We start from the raw sequence: 20,076 nt of genomic DNA, 5'->3' as shown, positions 1-20,076 counted from the left end.
TCTTTTTTCTGATGGACGGGGTTGAGTATAACATCCATCGGATAGCGGACGATACAGAGGTTCAGAGTCATGCGGATGTTCTTACCCATGGATGGGAAATCTTGAAGGGACCTACGGTGGATTGGCATTCCTCTAACTTTGACTATGTCTTCTACAGATACACATTGCCAACCCCGATGTTTCTGTTTCCAGGAGACAAGGTGGTGTGGAGAGTCAACGACGCGCTATCCGCCCTCGTGTATAAAGACCACCGAGTTTCGCTAAGGGGATGGGTGGAGGATTTCAAGTAGTGCCAACCCTCGGAACCACACACAGGCTCAGATATTTTCTGGTTGTGAATGGACGGGGCCGAGCTGGTGAGCGTGTCTACTTCAAGATGCGTAGGAACACCGATGGGAAGTTTCTCGCGTTGGACGGTCAGTCCTTCGTATCCGCACCCCAGAGCGTTCTGATGAGCGAGTTGGATCGTTCAGGATTGCCAGGAATCTACTACTACGACTTTGATCATGCCACCGCAGACAACACAGCAGATACCTACGTGGTTGTCTACGAGGTGGAGAATGATCTGATCGAATCCACATGGGAGGAAGTGGACTACTTTGGAGGGGTCAACACAGAAACGGTCATTGACGTGGAGGACTTTGGAGGCGTGCAAGAAAGACGAATTTACGACCGGCGTAACCGGGCCTTCAAGCCCCTCTATGCTGCTGCTTTTGGACTGAACAGGTTGCCCAAAACTAGGCGAATCCTGTCAGAAAAGAACAAGAGTACTAACCCAGTGTCCGGGGCTCAGTCCCAGGCCACCAAACAGAATCAGAGCTTCTAACATGGAACTCACAGATATCCTTGTGGCTTACTTACCTGCGGGGATTCTGGCCCTCATCCTGGGCATCTTGGCATGGAGGAATTCACGCCAGACAGAAGCCATCCTCAAGCACTACGGGAGAGAGATGGACGCAGAGCGTCAGGATAGACGCGCTTTGGTTGGGAGTCATCAGAACGATACGAAGGCTCTCCAGCGTGTCATCGAGAACCTTGCGTCTCAGACCACCACTACTCAACAGCTCTTTGCCATGAGGGGTGCGCAAGAGCCTGTGGAGATGCCTCCTAATGGAAGAGATCCAGAACTCGAGGACATGATTGCTATGGAGAAAGCTCGGGTCATGGCTCAGGAGACAGCAGATCACCGTGGCTGGCCCGTGGGAGGAAACCCGGAGACTCTAGCACCTGCGGATATGAGTTCTGCTGAGTACACGGGAGGAGATTAATGGCAGCCGTTACCATCGGAGCGCGTGACGGGCTTAGGGGAAACCAATACTACTACGAGCACATTGATGTGGCCATTGCGTCTAACTCGGGTGCTCAGTCCGTCACCTTCTCAACAGCCTTCACGAAGCTCCCCCACGCCTCTGTGATTGTTCCAAGGGGGGCAGCGGGAAGTTACTTCTATTCGTCTCTGTCAACGACTGGAATAGTTCTGAGGGTGAGCGGAGAGTCCGATTCGGACTACAACGGTCACACAATTCCGATCTTCTTGTTCGTGCATGAGAGATAACCATGGCTTTTGTCAGTCCGCTCCAGGCACGAGAGAACGCACGCCAGCGCAAGCTAGCGAGGAAACAAGCGCACACTGTCACACCAGAAGAAGCGGAGGCATACAACTTTGTTGAAGAGAGATGGAGGCCAACGGATACAGCCAAGCGAGCCCTTGAGAAGCAGTGGTTCATTAACATCGGATTTTTGGCAGGCTACCATTATCACTACTGGTCAGACCACTACGGTGGATTGGTATACCGTTCCGATGTACCAAGGTGGCGGATACGTCAGCCCTTTAACAAAATCATTGAGTATGTCGAGCAACGACACTCCACACTTCTCACTTCCACCCCTGAACTCAGGGTACGACCCAAGACTGCAGACGAGGACGATTTTCGTGCTGCCAACCTAGGAGACAAAGTCCTCAGGCACTATTGGGAATTCTCTGATATGGACTCCCAGCGCCAGGAGTTCGTGCGCTGGCTAGTCACCTGCGGGACAGCCTTCTACAAGGTAACGTGGGATGCCTCAGTCGGGGACATGGTGGATGTCCCTCAGTTCGATCAGAAAACCGAACTCCCTCTCTATGATCGAGATGGAACACCTATCACGAAGGCATACCATCAGGGGGATATTCGTACCGAGGTAGTCTCACCCTTCCAAATGTACATCCCGAACGCTGCCACCTGGGAGGATACCGAGTGGGCTATCCAGGTTACTGAGAGACCACTGGAGTGGGTCTACCGTCAGTACCCTGACAAGGCTGACCTGATTGAGAGAGAAAACGTCTCGAACATAGATGAGGCCCGTCACTACGAGAGAACTCTTCTCAACCTGATCGGACCTTCTGGGTTCAGGCACGGAGTAGAGAGTACCCCAGGAAAGGGAGAATTCGTCACCGTCAAGGAGATGTGGCTTAGGGCTGGAGGCTCCGAAGAATTCGAGGAGGGGCGCAAGGTAGTCATCGCGGGCTCTACAGTCTGTGAGAATGATGAGAATCCCTACGGAGAAGAACTCCCGTTCTGCATGGCCAAGGACATTATGATCCCGGGGAGGCTCTGGGGACAGTCGGTCATCGATCACCTCATCCCCGAGCAAAGGGTCTACAACAGGGTCATCGGAAAGTTCCTTGAGTGTCTCATCCTGCATGGTCATCCAAAGGTTCTCATCAACCGTCAGTCCAATGTGCCTGACTCAGCCCTCACTTCAGAGCCAGGAGAGAGAGTTGAGTACAACGGAGCCATGCCTCCCTCTTACATGAACCCCCCTGCGTTCGCGGAGTCTGCCTACAGGTTCCTCCTCGAGACCGTTGAGAGGGCCATGGACCATACTTCGGTGTCCTTCTCAGCCTCTCGAGGGATGGCCTCTCAGAGGATGAGTGGGATTGCCCTGGCTCAGCTCATCGAACAAGACGTGCGGGACATGACACCTCCTACCAAGCGGGTAGCCTACGCACACAAGGACTGGGGTAGGCAAGTCCTGAAGGTTGTTCATCCCATGGTGGGAGAGAACCGTATCCTACGGCTCTTCGGGACAGACAAGCGGTGGGAGGTTACTGAGTGGACGGGGGCGGATCTGAGAGGACACTCAGACGTATACGTGGACCCCTCATCCGCCATTCCCAAGAACAAAGCTCTCGCTCTTCAGATATCCGAGGTACTGGTCAAGAGCGGGATCAAGAACCCGATGGACCCTGCGGATAGAGCGTGGCTCCATCACTACCTTGAACTAGAAGATACTGCTCTGGCGTTCGATACGTCAGAGGTTGACGATAGATTGGCACGCCAAGAGAATTTGGCTGCGAAAAGAGGCTTCCCCTTACCGATGCCAAGGTGGCATGAGAACCACATCATCCATGTGGCTCTTCACCGAGAAGCCCTTCAGACTGATACCTTCCGGGATGACCCTCAACTCACGGCATTCCTTGAGCAGCATTTGCAGCTTCATCACATGATGATGATGGGGATGCAGCAGGCTCAGGGTAAGCCTGGAGAGAACGGAAAAGAGGAATCTCAGGAAGGTTCTTCAGCACCCTCTAGGGATTTGCGCGATCGAGGTGATACCAATCGTCAAACGAATCCTGATGGGGGTGCCCCTGGAGCAGCCCCGGCGCCGTACCCGGCAGGGCCTACGGCACCCATGGGGCCAATGCAGGGCATGGATACAGCTACCCGTACGGCTTTCCAGTAACGGGCGTGGGACCAACCGAGTGGCGTCCCTGAGTGACATACGTAAATTCTGACCAACCGATTGGTGTCAGGAGAATCTCAGTCATGGGTTTAGGAAACAGTAAAGAGATCGATCAAAAGATCGAAGAACTCGAGAAGCGTGTGGAGTCCGGAGAAGACGTATCTGAAGAGACCGAAGAGTCTTCCGAAGAAACTGAGAGTAATAACGAACCTCAGGGAGAAGAAACGCCTGAGGAACTCGATGTCTTTGGCAGGAAGGTCACTCGTGAGCAATGGGACAAGATGCTTGAGAACGATGAGAACGTGAGTGGCATGGTGGCTGCTCACACTCGTAGATCTCAGGATTTATCTCAGCGCGAGCGCGATCTCGAGAGGGCACGTTCTGACCTGGAGAACAAGCTACGAGAATTCGAGCATGTCAGGAGTCTTGCTTCGAACGATCCTGAAGCAGCCACGAGATATCTCGCGGGAGACCCTGAGGCAGCCACAGAGAAACAAGAATCTGATCTTCGGAATGAAGTCCGAGAGGTGAAGGAGACTCTTCAGGCGGAGCAGAAGCGCCGTGCGATGGCAGCCCTTCAAGGGACTGTCATCAAGAAATTGAAGAAGACCACTCACCTCAAGGATGATCCCGAGGAGCATGTAGAGGAAGTCTTGAAAGGGCTGTTCACTGATCGGTCTGTGAGCCTGGATAACTATACCCGGAAGGCTGATGAGCTTATTGAATCTCTGAACGAGAAGCAGAAGAAGCGAGAGGCTCGTATTCTCGCGAAGTACGCTGAATCCAAGGAGAAAGGTAAGCGCATGACGGTCCCGAAGACGGCTGATGCACGCAGTCCTACCCCCAAGGCTAAGGCTGCGGAGCGCATCTCCCCGAGACGGGATGGTTCAGTAGACTGGGACGCCGTGGACGAGAAAGCTGTAGCTTTCCTGGAAGAAAGAAACAGGAGAGAAGGCTGATGTCCATGGCCATTCAGGAGCAAAAGATTGGCAACTACCCTCAGCACGTTCGATGCTGTGCTGAAGGAAGTCTACCTTGGTCCGATCCGGGATGAGCTGAACTCCAAAGACACCGTCTACGGAATCCTTGATAAGAAGGATGATGAGGGCGGTCGTGAGATGGTCATTCCGGTACGCAAGACGCGAAACCAAGGGTTTGGCTTCATTGGAAGCACAGCGAACGTACCTGTTGCCGGGGCTCAAGGATACGAGGACCTGAAGATTCCCCCGAAGTACTACTACGGGCAACTGAAGGTCAGACAAGAAGTCATCAGTCAGTCTCGTTCATCCGCTGGTGCGTTTGCTCGGGCGATTCGCACAGAGGTGGAGGGACTTCCGATTGACATGAAGGATGACCTGAACAGGGTTATCCTTGGCAATGGTGACTGTGACTTGGCCCCCAGCGGTATCGCATCACATTCTACTACAACGATGACTCTCAGTGTTGCAGCAGAAGCCCGCCGGTTTGGTGAGCAGATGTTATGTGACGTCTGGGATGACAACGCAACGACTTCACACACAGATCCTACTGGCGTGTCTACGGATGACTCGATTCTCTATCAAGGGATAAGAGTTACAAATGTGGCAACGAACACTGGGATCATCACGTTTAACCAAGACGTGACTGTTGGTACTGCTACTCAGTACATGGTCGGTCGTGCGGGTGCGAGAACCCGAGATCAACGTCACGAGATGATGGGTCTCGATGGTGTTATCGCGGAAACGAACCCGTATCTCTACACGACTGCTGGTGTCACGAATCTCCAGAACATCGATAGAACCGCGAATGCTTGGTTCAACTCCACGATTCTGGGGAACGGTGGGACCAACCGTACTGTCTCTACTACCTTGCTTCAGCAGTCCATTGATGCTGCGAACATCAAGGCCGGTGGGAAGATCAATTGTTTCGTGACGACCTTCGGTGTTAGGGATGCCTTCGAGCAACAGCAGCTACTTCAGAAGCGCTATCCCAACACGATGAGGCTTCCTGCGGGCTACGCTGAGAACGATGATGCCATGGACTTCATCGAGTACAACGGCATCCCGATTGTTCCAGATAAGTTCGCGCCTCAGAACTCCATTCTTGCCTTGGACAAGCGTCTCGTTTATATCGCGCGCTTGGCTGACTTTGACTGGATGGACGAAGATGGCTCCATCCTCCACCTGGCTCCTACAGGTGAACCCGCCTATATCGCGATCATCTTCTTCTTCGGTGAGCTGGTGACTACAAAGCCAGGTGGCTGTTCGAAGATCGATGACGTTGAAGGCACGGACGTGGTCTAAGGAGGTGACCCATGGCTGATAATACTCCCTTTGCGATCAAGATCACTGGTTCTGGCAACTTCGTGAATCTTCGATTCGTTGAAGTTGTTATGAGCTGCGCTTCATCTGGAGGGGTTCTCGCTAGTGGGGGGGACCACGTTAGGCTCTTGGCAACTTCCTTTGGCCTTAACGATATCCAGTTGGTAGTGTCTGGTGGGCTCTTTGTCAGCAAAGCAGCTTATCAGGAGAGCCATGATATGTGCTTCATGGCTACGTACGAAGAGATATACAGTGGCACAACCAAGGTTGCTGATGCGTACCTGACGATCTGGGATGGTGGCGCTGCTGCTGGCCTGCCAACCTCGCAGTCAATGCTTGACAACGTGAAGGTGCTGGTTTTCGGTAACCCTGCAACTGGTTAGCTAGGAGATCTTCTCCCGCCCCTTCGGGGGCGGGGGAGGATTTTTACAACAATGCTCAGTGTCCAAACTCTTCTGTTCTATGAGAGTAATCATCCTTTCCAGTGGGTTCAGGATGAGATGCAACGCTACGACGAGGAACTACGTCTGGTCTTTGATCAACCTGATGAGCGCTGGAAGGTTGTCCGTCACGCTGGCAACAACCTTTGGTTTCCCGTCAGGGTCTGTCAGTGGGAAGACCGAGACTCCACCTACCGCCCTCCAGGACAGTGGCTCCTTCACTCGCTCTTCGATGGGCGTATCAAGGTGAAGACTCCCGAGGAGGCTGCCAAGTGGGTTCAAGCTCGCAGGAAGCGTGAGAAGGAAGCCAAGGCCAAGAAGGACGAGAAACGTGGTCAGACTATCGAGGAGATGGCAAAACACCACTATCCCTCCATGGAGAAGACTGTGGTCACTCATCCGGGGATGCCGTCATGAAGTTCTCTGAGATCGTCACCGAGGTGAACAGCTATCTTGGGCGTTCCTCCACGGTGAAAGGTTCCTGGGAAGATGACGAGATCAAGAATGCAATCAACTCAGCCCAAGGTGATGCTGAAAGGATCATAGACGGGGTCTACGAGTACTACTTCTTTGGGTGGAAGACCATTCAGGAGACGGATGATCAGACTGTCTACAACCTTCCTGAGGACTGTAAGAAGGTAGTTTCGCTCGAGCGTATCACGGACGATGCTTCAGCAAACCCTATCCCTTTCTTCTTGACAAAGATCCAACATACGCAGGCTGATCGGGAGTTCTATCAGTTCATCACGTCTCAGACTCCTTGGAGGAGATTCTCACCTCAAGCGTACCAACAGATGGGTCAGAGTCAGATTCGTCTGATGGTCCCGAGTGACTCTTCTAAGGGAGCTACTCTCCTTCTCACGTATGTTAGGATGCTCCAGAAGCTTGTGAGTGACAACGATGTGAGTGGGATCCCTGTCAATAACCACAAGTACCTGAAGTGGGCAGCCCTAGAGGAGCTTCTATCGAAAGAAGAGGAGGGTGGTGCGCGGATGGCCTACGTGACACGAAAAGTCCAGAAGGAAGAGACTCTTCTTGAGGAGCACGTCCGAAGGGTCAACATACAGGCACCGAAAACAATCAACTTCGTTGAGCCCTGGACGGCTCTCTAGGAGGTTCTTGGTATGGGTGTTATTGACGTCGTTCCAGACTACTTCACGCAGTCCGGGGCCATCATAGATGGTAGCGTAACTCCTGAGCTGATTATCTCTGGGAGAGGGGTCACGCACGTTGCCTTCGGTGTGAGCGTGACTGTTAACCCAAACGTGGCTTTCAATATGCACGTCCAGGCCAAGTACTCTCGTTCCAACACCGCATGGTACTACGGCGTGAGCCACAACGATGGTGGGAGCGTGGTGAATCACCTGATGAAGTTCACCACTACCAGCTTGGCTACCACGGTGCCAAACTACATCACGCCTACTCCTGACCCTGAGAGTGGGGCAGGGTCTGCGTACCCTCTTCAGTGGCAGTTATACCCGGTATGGGGGCTTCACTCGATGAGGTTTGAGTTTGCCAACGTGGGAGGTCTAGGCACCTTGAACGGAGCTACTGTCTTGAACCTGGACGCTGTCCTTCTTCGCTTGCCGTGGGGAGGTTGAGATGGCAGGAGAGATCACACCCATTGAGTCTTACTTTGTACAAAGTGGCACTACAGCTAATGCTGTCCATACCGATGACATCAGCGTTGCGAAGTATGGAGCCACTCATCTCCTTCTCGCAGCCCAGGTGACAGGTACGGATGGAAGCTCAGAACCCAATACTCCCATCTCTCTCTACATTGAGGGAAAGTACTCAACGAGTCAGACGGTTTACTACAATCCCGCGGTGACTGAGGACCCTGTGAACGTAGGTCTGATCAGGCATCGGTGGGGTCCTTATACTGCTACGATTCTCCAGGGAAGTGCTGCCTCGAGTGTTGGTGGTGCTTCTCACGGACCGAGTAGACTGATTGCTACCTTCAAGCCCATCACGACTCTGGGACTTGGAGGTTCTTTTCCTAGGCAGTGGGAGCCATATCCGATCTATCCTTTCCAGATTGTTCGCTTCGAGTTTTTTCTCAGTACGACCCTCAACGATATTGGTCTTGAGTTGACTCCTATCCTGATCCGTCTTCCTTGGGGTGGTTAAGTGGGTAACTGGATTCTTCATCCTCCAATCTCTCTCACGGGTGGGCTCAAGACTGTAGGGCCTGATGATTTGGTAGCCCCGGGTCAGGGAGTGGTCTACCAGAACATTGATACCTCCGATCAGACCTTCAAGAAGAGAGGGGGTCTCACGAGGATCAACACCACGGCCATACCCAAGTCTGCTCTGAAGATCAATCAGTTTTCTCCTCTGCTCATCTCTCATGACCCTATCGGTGACAAGGCTAGTACGGGTGACTTGAGCCTGGGGAACTTCTACACGATCGAACTGGTCTTCAAGCTAGAAGCGGACGTCAATCCATACGGGCGTGATTCCCTTGGTCTAAGTCAATTTGTGCTTCTCCAGAAGAGCGGGTACAAAGATGACCAAACATTCATCAACCACTTGAACCTGTTCATCACGGACTCGAATAATGGGAGTGCAGCAGAAGACCAACCTCCTGGAGCACAGGCAAGTGAGGGAATTTACAAAGTCTGGTTCTGGCAGACTATCAACGGGAATGCGGTCTATGTGAGCCCCTCGGATGCGGGGGGCTCTACCTATGTGGAGATTGTTCCGGGAGAAACGTATCACGTACTCGTAACTCGGTTCGAGGAAGCTGCTTCAAATGAGAAGATCCAGATTTATATCAATGGCAGTATCAGTGGGAGTACACTTCTCACGGGGACAGAAAGGACGAACGCTCCCGATGACAACGGGTTTCCTCTTCATGTGGGGTGGAACAACCACATCGAGGGGTGGCATGACAAGACGGGAGCCTCGAGCAAGGTACGTTCAGACATTCCCTTTGTCGGGAAGATTAACGAACTGCGGATCAGGAACGCGAAGGGCATCTACGGGCTCGATGCTTCCCCATCGAACTACTATGACGAGTATGGTGATAGGCTCATTCGTTCGGGGGATGGGACAGACGTGAACGTACAGGACGAGACGGGTGGATCAGACTTGAACATCTACGGGAGTCTTACTTTCTACTCTCAGATGAATGATGGGTCTGGGCTTCCCTCGATCACCAAGTCAGACAGTGGCCGGGCAGCTGACTACCGCTTGAAGAGTGGAATCAAGAGCTGTTCGTGGGACGATGCTTTTGATGCCTCAGACTCATGCGTTCGATTCGATGTGAACGATATGATCATCGTTCCCAATGCCTATCTCTATCGGACATCGGTGGAAGAAGCTACTCCCACTTTGGATGTCCAGGAGTTAGATAAAGCTACGTATCGGTTACGTTTTCAAACTCCCGCAAGCTTCATGGAAGACTCAGGGGCGGGAGCGGATGACCCCAATCCTCACTCAACGCTTCTCTATATTGCTGGGACGGTTGCTGATCTGGGTGGAGGTTCATACTGGGGAGGCCAGAAGAACAGAGCACCGAACACCGTGGCTGACACAGGGACCCAGTATCTTCAGGTGTGGCTGAGACTCCTCAGGCATGATGGGGTAGGGGCTCTCAGGCTGTGGTGGGGAGATGAGTCCAATGGTAGAGCCTTTGGTCTGACCAGTACTGCATTGGTTGAGGATACGGAGTACTGTGTATTCATCACGAAGGACTTTTCAAGTTTTCCTGCAACTATCAAGATGATCGTGGTGACAGATCCTGATGGGACTCCCACAGTTGAGACTCTGAGTAACACCGTAGCCACAGACGCGAAGTCAACTCCCAACGAATCTGAAGGAAACCTTCGGTACGTGTTCACTATCGGAGATGCTCCTGACTGGACGGACATCAAGGCTCCTGCTCTTACGAAGGATGAGGTGGTTGCTGCGGATGGATTTACTGTTCCGGACGTGGAGTCTGTTTCAAAGACAGACCCTAATGGGATAGTTCTTGAGAACAGATATCTCGAATCCGCAAGATATCCATTCTATGTGGATGAGGTCTCAGTCTTCAGTGACATCGTGGTGAACAACGACGATCAAGCAAAAGCACTTGGGATTCCTCTTCCAGCTACGAGGCTCAGTGCCTTTGGCAGGATTCTCTTATCGCACTGGAACTTCAATGCCGGGTCTGGAGACTTCGTAGAAGACCAAGGATCCTTGGGTAATCATCTCACCACGGAGGCCGTGTTTGATGACCTGACGGCTGGGTTCGCTGCTACCTTCATTGGTGGCGTCAAGTCTTCTATCAAGTATCAGTGGCCATACAGACCATCCTTCAAGGCAACAGACGATGTTCTCTATGGGGAAGCGCTGGTCACGTACGATGGGGGATCCCCCATCAAGTTCATTGCTGAGTACAGACGGGAGAATGCGGACAGTCTTATCCTCGTGGGAGTTCCTGGGGCCATCTACAAGCTCACGAGTTCGGACACCTTCGAGCTGATCAAAGAAGGGTTTGAGGGTTCCTCGGATCACTGGAAGGCTTTCGTCTATCTGGACTTTATGTTCATCATGATTCCAGGTGCTCCCATGCTGAAGTTCGTAGGGGAGAGAGGATTCTCAGCGGGGCTTGAAGCTCCTATCTACTCTACGGATTCTGCCTTTACCTTTGTGGACCATGCTCAAAATGCAACAGCTCAAGTATTTGGGCATAGGCGCATCAATCACTTTGAGGCGGATCATCCAACGGATGAAGGATTGGTTGCTGGGTCTACCTACAAGTTTGTCCTGACGTACTTTTCCGCTACTACCTCAGTGGAGAGTGCCCCGGGTCCCATATGTACGATCACGACTCAGGGGACCTCTGGAGATGCTACGAGAACGATAGTCCTGGCTCCTGGGGATCTCTCAACGAACGTCAACTACAACTACCGTTATCTTCCTGTGCCTCGAGACGAGCAGGTTACTCACTATAGGATCTACCGAACTGTTGCCAACGGAGGGACTTTTTTCTACGAAGACCAATTCCCGATTGGGTCAGATGTTCTCTACCTTCAGAGAGCAGATGGAGAGCTTGGGGAGAACCTGGACAGCTTCTTCAACAACAAGCCCCCTCAGGAGATCAAGGATGGGGTCCTTTACAAAGGAAGGGCTTTTTACACTGACGGGCAAAGAGTTTTTCTCTCACGCATCGGATTCCCTGAGTATGTTCCGACCACCTACCTGCTAGATATTGCGGATGACCGAGGCTCTGGCGTATCTATCAGGGGGCTCAAGTCCTACCGAGATAGGGTAATTGGTTGGACTGATCAAGGTTCTTCACTGTTCGTTGATCAGGGTTTCGATATCTCTTTGGATAGTCCTCAGGATCCTCCAGTCTCTCAAACACCCATGCAAGCAGATGACGGACTTGCCGGAAGATCCGCCATCACAGAGGTCACCGGAGTCGGAGTCATCGTAGCGGGTCAGAAGGGGCTGTACGCTACGACTGGAGAAGCTCCCCAATACTTCTCTGAGAACATCGAGCCTACGTATCAGGCTCTTGATCTGACCGAGGCTGATGGGTGGCAGATGATTCACTGGCTCAAGAAGAACATGATCTTGTTGGGTATCCCGGACTCGAGTGCGGATGCCACGAATCAGATCATCGTGTGGGATTATTCGCTTCCCCAGAGACCTTTCGGTATCTGGACTGTACCCAAGTTCTCTACGCTCCAGAAGATCAGAGACAATGCGGGTTCCGAGGAAGTTTGGGTGGGAGATGATTCTGGGTTCGTCTCGAGGTTTGATCAGGATGAGGACTGGGATGGTCTTCCCCTTGCTACTTGGAACGCTGGAACTACTCCTGTAGATCAGCCACTCACAGGAACATTATCAGTTGATGGTATTGAGGATGCTACCACGTCCACGTTTCAATTGGACTACAAATCAACTGGTCTTCCTGGAGGAGACCGCACAGGCAAAGGTGTGGGATTTCTGATCACTCTTATTGCTGGTTCGAACAGTGCAGCTGCCCTTGGAACTGTTTCTACCCGGTTGTGTACTTACTGGAATACGAGTGACATTACTCCGCCTCTCTACACATATCCGGTTGTCTCTCCCAAGTTTGACTTTCTCCCGAAGGCAGGAGATACCTACATCATCGGTGGAATTGACCTGAAGTACGAGTCCGGGAACCTCATCCTCGGGGATTCCTTCCGGATAAAGAAAAACCATCACATCAACTTTGAGCAGGTTGTCCAGTCTACCCTCACTGGAACGTACAACTTCCTCTACAAGTGGATCGAGGATTCTGGGTATCAGACCCTCACGGTGGACAATACTTCTCTTCGTGTATCACCGGGACCGCTTCTAGGGTCAGGTTCTAAGTTCAAGTTCAAGATAGAGGACAACAACGCGGTCAGGGGTGTGGAGATCCAGTATCTTGGGATCGGTTACTTCAGGAAGGCACGCCGGCCATATGTGGTTCCGACATGACAGTTTCAGAGACTATCCCTCGCATCAAGCCTATTGTCCCGAGCATTCCTCCAGGACCGAAGGGAGGACGCCCCTTGGCCATCACTGACATCATCTCACGGGTGCCATCCTTTGGACGTTCGTTTGTACGTGACAACGTCCCTCGTCATGATGATCCGATCGAGGCTCGCAGGCATGGGGACCTGCGGGAAGACCTCTCAGCCATGCAGCAAGCTGTGGATACGGTGAACAATCTGGGGATGCCGGCTGCTCCTTCCTTTCAGTTCATAATGCACACTGATGGGACTGGTACGGGAGAGACTGATGAATACTACAAGAGCATCACTCATGATCTTGGATTCACTCCCACCCGGTGGGCTTTTGTGTGGGATAACGAGTATCCTAAGTCTGTATCAACCATAGGCAATGGGAGACTTCTTGGGTGGCCCATTCCTCACGGGAGTCTCGGGGCGGGTGACCCTGACAATCTGTGGACTGATTCTACGGTGGCATTCAAGTATCTTGCGGACGGACAGCATCAGAGGACGGTGAGGATTGTTCTCTTCAGAGTATGAGGTTGTATCATGCCAAACGGCTGGATAGACGAGAAACGCGAAGAGAAGGACAAGCAGGGCAGATACGATGAGATGTTCGGTCCTGACTGGAGAAACTGGGGTGCTGAGAACTACTTGAGTGCTCTAGGAGAAGGTGAGTGGGGAGCTGGAGCAGAGAAAGGATCACGCGCTAAGAGGAGAATGGGTGGAGCTTCTGAAGAACTCCATGATTTCTGGGAGGAGTTCAAGGGTAGGCATGGGGGCATGGAACCCAGGCCCCACCACTTCGCTTATGCTGGCCTGAAGGAGTATCAACAGAATCCTCTCATCCGACAGATCTCTCGGTATCTTCGCGGAGATGAGATGAGGGACACTCTCACTGCCATGGGCACTGAGCAGGTGCGTAGGGCTGGCACTGAGAGGCGGAGGAGAACGGGTGAGGGTATCGCGAGGGCTGGCCTCGAGGGGACTGGAATGGGGACCGCTTTACAACATCTTGGTTCTTTCCAGGAAGCCCAACAGTTAGGGGACGTCTTTCAGCAAGCGGAGATGGCTCAGCTTTCAGCGAGACAGAATTGGGGTTTAGCTACTGCTCGGGATATGTCTGACCTCTGGGCTCGGTTGGCTAACACCTTTCTGTCTGAGGAAGGTTTGGCTGCTGGTGGTGAGGGAAGTGAAGGTTGGGCTGAGTTTGGTTCGAAGGCAGCAGAAGGCGCCATTGCTGCCTTGATTTCAGCTCTCTGAGGATAGAAGAATGACGAGTAAGAACTGGCGAGAGTTTCTGATGGGTGCTGCCTCAGGTGCTATTGGGGGTGGTGTGCAATATCTCCGAGACAAGCCCAGGCGGGACTACTACGAACTCATGACCCAGCTTACAGAGGAGAGGCTCGGTCGGAGCAGAGCAGCGGGTGAGCCTGTATCTCCCGAGGAAACCGAGTGGATGGATGAAGACCTTCGTCCTCTCTTTGGTGATGAAGTGAGTCAAGAGGAGCTGAAAGAAGCTCGAGATTATGAACTCAGAGCAAGACCTGGAAGACGGAAACAAGAGGCTGCCACTGAGCAGAAACAAGCACAGTACGATGCTTTGAAGCAGCAGTATCTTTCCCTTGGGTATACCGAAGAGGCAGCGGATATTCTTACTTCTCGTCTCTTGATGGGCGAACCAGTCAAAGGCGCAGAAGAAATGGGTATCTTGTTTGGTGAGCGAGATCCTGAAACTGGTCGTTTGCCATGGATGAGAGAGGCAGAGAAAACGAAGACGGAGGAAGGTGGCTTCCTTGATAGTGTTGGAGAAGCTCTCCGTTCTGCTGCGGATGCTGTGCTCCCTGAAGGAAGGTCAGTAGAAGATCAGATTGTAGAACTCGAGGGTAAGGTTGAGTTAGCTCTGAACAATCTTCTCGAAGGGGAGAAGAGTCCTGAAGAAATACAGCAAAGGTGGGCAGAGCAACAAGAGAAGATGAAGGAGATGTTACCCTACGAGAAACTTGAAACCCTCAGGAACTTCGAGAGGAGGCTTCGAACTTTTGGTACACGGACGTCTGAGGAATACATTCCAGGAGAGGATCAGACTGAAGTAGAGAGAGAGATGTTTGAGGCGTGGTCTGAACGTAATCCGCCATTGGGAGAGGAAAACCTTCCTTCGGTTCTTGATCGTGTAGGACCCTACGGACGAGGTGCTATTGAGCAATACAGGGAACTTCTTCGGAAACAACTTGGAAGAGAACCAACAGACTACGAGATCTGGGATGCTCTAGTGGAGGCTGGTATTGCGAGTAGAGAGGAGCAACCTCCACCACGATCCAAAACACGCCCACAGAGGTAGGCCATGGCTCAGGAAGACACTGGACTCGCTGCTCTCTTCGATGAGACAGACCCCCGCAAAAAGAGGCTTCTCGGGGAAGGGGAGGAGATGCACGATCTCTTCGGGAGTTCGTACGTCCCCGACAGAGAATCAGAAGCATTGATGTACAACTTCCTCAGGCTGGGTGGCCTGACCGATCCCTTCGTGACTGAGGAACACAAGGAACACCTTCGCCTCCTCGAGGAGAAACACCCAACCCTCTCCAAGGTGGGAGGGGTGGCAGGATTCGCTGCCTCCCTCGTCCCCTTCGTGAGAGGAGCGGGGATCCTCAGTAAGATCCCCGTAGCGGGACAAGCACTCTTCGGGGCAGGGAAGGCTGGACGAACGATTGCAGGAGCGGGAGGGTTCGGAGCAGCGGAGGCGGGAGCCCGTTACCTGGGCAGGGAGATTGAGGCTGAGCAATTACCCTCCGAGATGTTGACAGGGGCAGCCCGAGAGGCGGGCACCATGGCAGCCTTTTTGGGAGGCCACAGGCTCCTGGGGGCAGGAGCACGACGCGCTGTTGGCCGTCTCCCTGCAACTGCTGAGAGGCTCGCCTACAAGGCTGTCCCTGGCCCAGCTCGAGAGGCTGCGCTCGGTGGAACTCTCTTCGGGACCGCGGAGGCGGTCATGGGAGGAGACATCGAGTCCGGGATGGCAGCAGGGGCCATCTTTGGAGCCGTGACGCGCGGTGCCCGCTTCACCCGGGGGAACGCTCGTCAGGGTCAGGTGAAGGCTGCTGTCAATGAAGCTGTGGCTGAAGGTCTCACCCCCGAGAGCCCAGGTTGGATGAAGTTCCTCAAGGGACGGATGACAGTGGGTCCTCGCAAGTCCTTCTCGCCCCAGGAGATGAAGGACATCGCTGGCCACTACGATGCTGCCAACCGCATGATGAGCCAAGCTAAGGTAGCTGATCTCTCCATCCGGATGAAGGATGAGGAGGGTCTCTGGCAGGAGCGTGATAATGAGCTAAAGGCTGCCAGGGTAGCTATTTCCAAGCACGGACAGACGGACCAAGGCAAGAGAGGATCCAAGGATCGGAAGAATTGGGAAACCAAGCGGGATGAGCTAGACGCGGAGAGAGTTCGCTTAACATCCGAGGTTGAAGCGCTAGCCAAGCGGGCGGGGGAGGTGAACACTGAACTGAACGCAGCCCGGGCAATCCTCGGGAGAGATCCTATCCCTGGCCCCGAGGCTGTCAGGACCCCCTCAGAAGTGACCGAAGATGAGTGGGTCTCAGCAGTTATGGCTCGTGAGGATCTTCCTCCCGGAGAGATGAAGCCCTCCATCAGGGAGTTTGATCTACGCAAGGAGCACGCCAAGGAGATCTACGAAGCTCTCAGGCGCGGAGAGGAGGTCCCTGAGGCTGTCATCCGCTCGAGCACGGACCCTCGAGTACGCGGGTATGTGGAGGAGCTAGACCGTCTAGGACGTCCTGAGCGTGCCCCAGAGGAGCGCAAGGAACCCCTGGGTGTGGAAGAGGAGTACCGTCAGTGGCTTCTCTCGCAGCGAGAGGGGCGTGCCACTGAGGCTCTGGCAGTGGAGCAGGCGGAGCGCACCCGGAGGTTCCAAGAGGAATGGCTCGAGGCGGAGACTCGCAGGGGTCAGGAGGTACGCCAGGAGGCCAAGCGAGCCAAGGAGCGAGAAGTCTTTGAGAGGGTGGCTGGTAGGGAACGCCAAGAGCAGGTACGAGAGGAACTCCGCCGGGCTGGGGCTGAGAAGAAACCCCTCGAGGTTGTCACCGAGCTGGAGCCCCCAGGAAAGCTTCCTGTTCCGCTCCAAGCCCTTACCGACAACCTGATTAGAGATGCGAGCGGAGCCAAGAGATTCGGGCTAGAGTGGTTAGCTCCAGAGCCTCCTCCCGTGGGAGCTGAGGTCCAGTACAAGCGCACCCGCTTGAAGGGGGTGGAGTACGAGATTCTTCAGTCCCGGATGCCAGGTGGAGAGTGGCAGGACTTCGCGGTCTTCAACCCCCGGGCTCCCGAGTACAGACCCCACGGCACCACGATGGAGGATTGGCGCAGACATCTTCCACCCGAGAGGCTCTGGGACAATTTGTCCCAGTATCGGTATGCCCAGATTGCGGGTGGATTCCCGGTAGAAGAGAGATTCGCCATGGACCACTTCAAGGACATGGCCAAGCGTAGGAGATCCCAGGGAGTGGGGGCGGAGGATCTCCTTCACGGTCCTGTGGCGGACTACATCGAAGTGGCCTCAGGGTCCAGGTTCGAGATGCTGGGGGCTGGAGGTGGGGGCATCACCCGGGCCATGAGGGACTTCATCCGGAGGATGAGATCTCTTCGCCGGTGGGACTTGGACCTAGGTAAGGGACTTGTCACCGCTGAGGAGATCAAGGCAGCTCGCACAGCTCGCCACGAAGCCCTCGAGGCATCTCTCGGGAAGAACTCGGAGATTCCCCCTGCCAGAGATCTTCCTCCGCCCAAGGCTAGTTTCCTCGATCAACTCAAGCAGATCCACGAGGTGGCCTACCGCCAGGAGAATCGTGGGCAACCTGACCCGGGCTACTACCACATCTTCACTAGGGTCTACAACCCAGTCCGTACAGCCTTGGATCTATCAGTGCCCTACTTCAAGAAGACCATGAAGGGCATCACGAACAGACTTCATGCGGTGGGAGCTGTTCGGAAGAATTCCATATTCGGAGTCTTCGAGCGCGGAGTGGGGATGACCCGCCAGGAGAGTACCTGGGTTTACGATGTCCTCGATGGAGTTCCAGTCTCATCGGTCCCATCAGAGATCCGACCCAAGGTAGAAAGAATCTCGAAGGTCTTTCGGGAGATCTTCGATGAACTATTCACTGAGTTCGGAGTCAAGCGCTACCGAAAGAACTACATCTCCCACCTGAATGAGACTCTCAACCGCATGGCTGCGGACGTGGGTGAACGCCTCGAGGACATAGACGTCTGGTATGAGAAGCCACGTAAGGGCAAGCCTGACGCCAAGCAACAGCTCATCAAGGATCCTCTCATCCTTCTTGAGAAGTACGTCAGTGCTGGCACCAAGAAGAAGTTCTTGAAGGGGCCCGTGGAGCAGGCTAAGGAACAGCTTCTTTTCATCCGGAACAACTACGGTGAGTCCTCACAGGGCGTGTTGGATATGTGGACCACCTTCATCCAACGCGCGCTAGGACGCCCTACCAAGAAGGAAAGGTTCATCAAGGATAGCGCGAATAACTTTGCGCGTATGATGCACCAGATGACGGGCTCGGAGTACTTCCAGCGAGCCATGGGTGATCCTTTTTTTGGTGATAAGATTTCAGGCGTACTAACGTCTGGTGCCTATATGCACTATGTGGGTCTCAAGCCCATGAACATGCTCAGGGATATGTTCCAGACGAACATCGCACTCTCTGAGCTGGGCATGTACCACGGTGTCAAAGCAGCTCAAAAGCTATTCAGTAGGGGACATCAGAGTTTCATTGATGAAGTGAAGAGGCTCCAGGATAAGGGACTGATTGATCAGTTCGAACCTGCCCTGACCAGTGAACCATCGATGCTCCGCTCTCGAGTGGGAGACGTCTACCAGAAGGCCACGGACACCTCGATGGTCATGATCCGGATCTCGGATATGTTCAACCGGGCCATGACAAACGCAGCTGCTGAGTCACGCTTCGATACTACCCTCGAGAGACACGCTGAAGGAGTCATGCGGGGGGATAAGGGAGCCATCCAAAAGTTCCGTAATGGTATCCTTGCTGCGCAACAGGCCCCGGCCATTGGGAATACCGTCCTTGGACTCGTGAAAAGTGGAGCCATCGATGAAGCCAGATTCATGTATGCCAGACACTTCGTTGACAAGTGGCAATTCAAGTACGGTAAAATGGGTACTCCGATGGCGATCCAAGGAGGCCCTTTGTCACGAATGGTTGGAATGCTCGCTACCTGGCCACTCAATATCACTCACTCAATGGTTGGTACCGTCGGAAATGCCTTTCGATATGGTGGCGTCGGAGCTGGAGTCAAGTCCCTCAGCGTTCCCCTCAGACTGACCATCCAGGCCAACCTTGCAGTCTTCACCATGGGTCAGCTCTTGGGCATAGACATCATGAACTGGTTCGCAGGCCCTGAGATGTCCGAAGAGGTGGAGATTGCAGGTCGGAGAATGATCTGGACTCCTTATCCTTCAGCGATGCACGCATTCGGACCCGGCCCCTTCGCCCAGCAAGCTATGGATGTCTTCGAGCTGGGCCAGTCCACCCTGGAAGGTAACGAGTACGCCCGTGACAAGGCCCTAGCGGACGTCAAGAGAAACTTCAAGGGGCCTCTGTACGAGAAGCTGGCACCTATCGGGCTACTGAACTTCGTGAACAGCACTGTTTCCCTCATGTCAGGAGGGGTCTTCAGGGACAGAGACACCGGGGAACTCATCGATGACGGGGACATCACCCTTCACCTGAAGAAGGCAGTAGGAGCGAAGGATCTGAACACTCAGCTCTACCGCAGGGAGACTGCCAGACTCAGGGATGTGGGAGGCGAGGAGTCATCTCGGAGACAGCAGATCACGAACGACGCGCAGAAAGCCCTTGCTGAAGAGAAGTGGGTCATGAGTTCCAACCCTGGAACCATTGTTCTTTGGTTGATGAAGAACTACCCCACGGAGACGTGGCTGTGGGGACGTGCGAAAGCTATCCACGGAAGACTCACCAAGACCCGATGGGAGCGCAGGAGAGGGAGCGCGAGAAGGGGACTAGAAAGCCAGGGTCTTTTTGCTGCGGGGGCTTATGACGACGCATTCCCCTCGAGGTAGGATTTCAAAATAGTTTGCCCCGTAAG

At 53.7% G+C, this 20,076-nt stretch carries 14 protein-coding genes; all 14 read left to right on the top strand.

Translation table 11 applies throughout. From position 1 onward, the window contains the following. The first annotated feature begins 376 nt into the window (after positions 1–376). Positions 377–826 (top strand): hypothetical protein, encoded by a 450-nt coding sequence (locus tag GY937_20205; protein ID MCP5059034.1) that lies wholly within the window; start codon positions 377–379, stop codon positions 824–826. A gap of 1 nt (position 827) precedes the next feature. Continuing rightward, positions 828–1,268 carry a hypothetical protein gene (locus GY937_20200; GenBank protein MCP5059033.1) on the top strand — a complete coding sequence of 147 codons (441 nt, stop codon included), beginning with the start codon at positions 828–830 and terminating at the stop codon, positions 1,266–1,268. Positions 1,269–1,557: 289 nt separating this feature from the next. Next, entirely contained in the window at positions 1,558–3,726 is a 2,169-nt protein-coding gene (locus GY937_20195) for a hypothetical protein (GenBank protein ID MCP5059032.1), read from the top strand. A gap of 83 nt (positions 3,727–3,809) precedes the next feature. After that, positions 3,810–4,685, top strand: a complete 876-nt coding sequence (locus GY937_20190) for a hypothetical protein (GenBank protein ID MCP5059031.1) — start codon at positions 3,810–3,812, stop codon at positions 4,683–4,685. 27 nt (positions 4,686–4,712) lie between these two features. Further along, entirely contained in the window at positions 4,713–6,008 is a 1,296-nt protein-coding gene (locus GY937_20185) for a phage major capsid protein (protein ID MCP5059030.1), read from the top strand. Between the two features lie 11 nt (positions 6,009–6,019). Next, positions 6,020–6,409, top strand: a complete 390-nt coding sequence (locus GY937_20180; GenBank protein MCP5059029.1) for a hypothetical protein — start codon at positions 6,020–6,022, stop codon at positions 6,407–6,409. A gap of 117 nt (positions 6,410–6,526) precedes the next feature. Next, complete coding sequence (locus tag GY937_20175; protein ID MCP5059028.1) at positions 6,527–6,883, top strand: hypothetical protein; 357 nt, start codon at positions 6,527–6,529, stop codon at positions 6,881–6,883. Continuing rightward, positions 6,880–7,578, top strand: coding sequence for a hypothetical protein (locus tag GY937_20170; GenBank protein MCP5059027.1), 699 nt, complete (start codon positions 6,880–6,882; stop codon positions 7,576–7,578). Before GY937_20175 ends, GY937_20170 begins: the two co-directional genes overlap by 4 nt. 12 nt (positions 7,579–7,590) lie before the next feature. Next, positions 7,591–8,067 (top strand): hypothetical protein, encoded by a 477-nt coding sequence (locus tag GY937_20165; GenBank protein ID MCP5059026.1) that lies wholly within the window; start codon positions 7,591–7,593, stop codon positions 8,065–8,067. A gap of 619 nt (positions 8,068–8,686) precedes the next feature. Then, entirely contained in the window at positions 8,687–12,910 is a 4,224-nt protein-coding gene (locus tag GY937_20160; GenBank protein ID MCP5059025.1) for a hypothetical protein, read from the top strand. Between the two features lie 74 nt (positions 12,911–12,984). Next, positions 12,985–13,464, top strand: a complete 480-nt coding sequence (locus GY937_20155) for a hypothetical protein (GenBank protein ID MCP5059024.1) — start codon at positions 12,985–12,987, stop codon at positions 13,462–13,464. 9 nt (positions 13,465–13,473) lie between these two features. Beyond that, the gene (locus GY937_20150; protein ID MCP5059023.1) at positions 13,474–14,187 is read left to right on the top strand and encodes a hypothetical protein; all 714 of its coding nucleotides are present in this window, start codon (positions 13,474–13,476) and stop codon (positions 14,185–14,187) included. Positions 14,188–14,197: 10 nt separating this feature from the next. Continuing rightward, entirely contained in the window at positions 14,198–15,265 is a 1,068-nt protein-coding gene (locus GY937_20145; GenBank protein ID MCP5059022.1) for a hypothetical protein, read from the top strand. 3 nt (positions 15,266–15,268) lie between these two features. Then, entirely contained in the window at positions 15,269–20,050 is a 4,782-nt protein-coding gene (locus GY937_20140; protein MCP5059021.1) for a hypothetical protein, read from the top strand. Positions 20,051–20,076 lie beyond the last annotated feature (26 nt).

This window comes from bacterium (assembly GCA_024228115.1).
Classification (GTDB): Bacteria; Myxococcota_A; UBA9160; order UBA9160; family UBA6930.
This window is presented reverse-complemented; position numbering and strand designations above follow the sequence as displayed.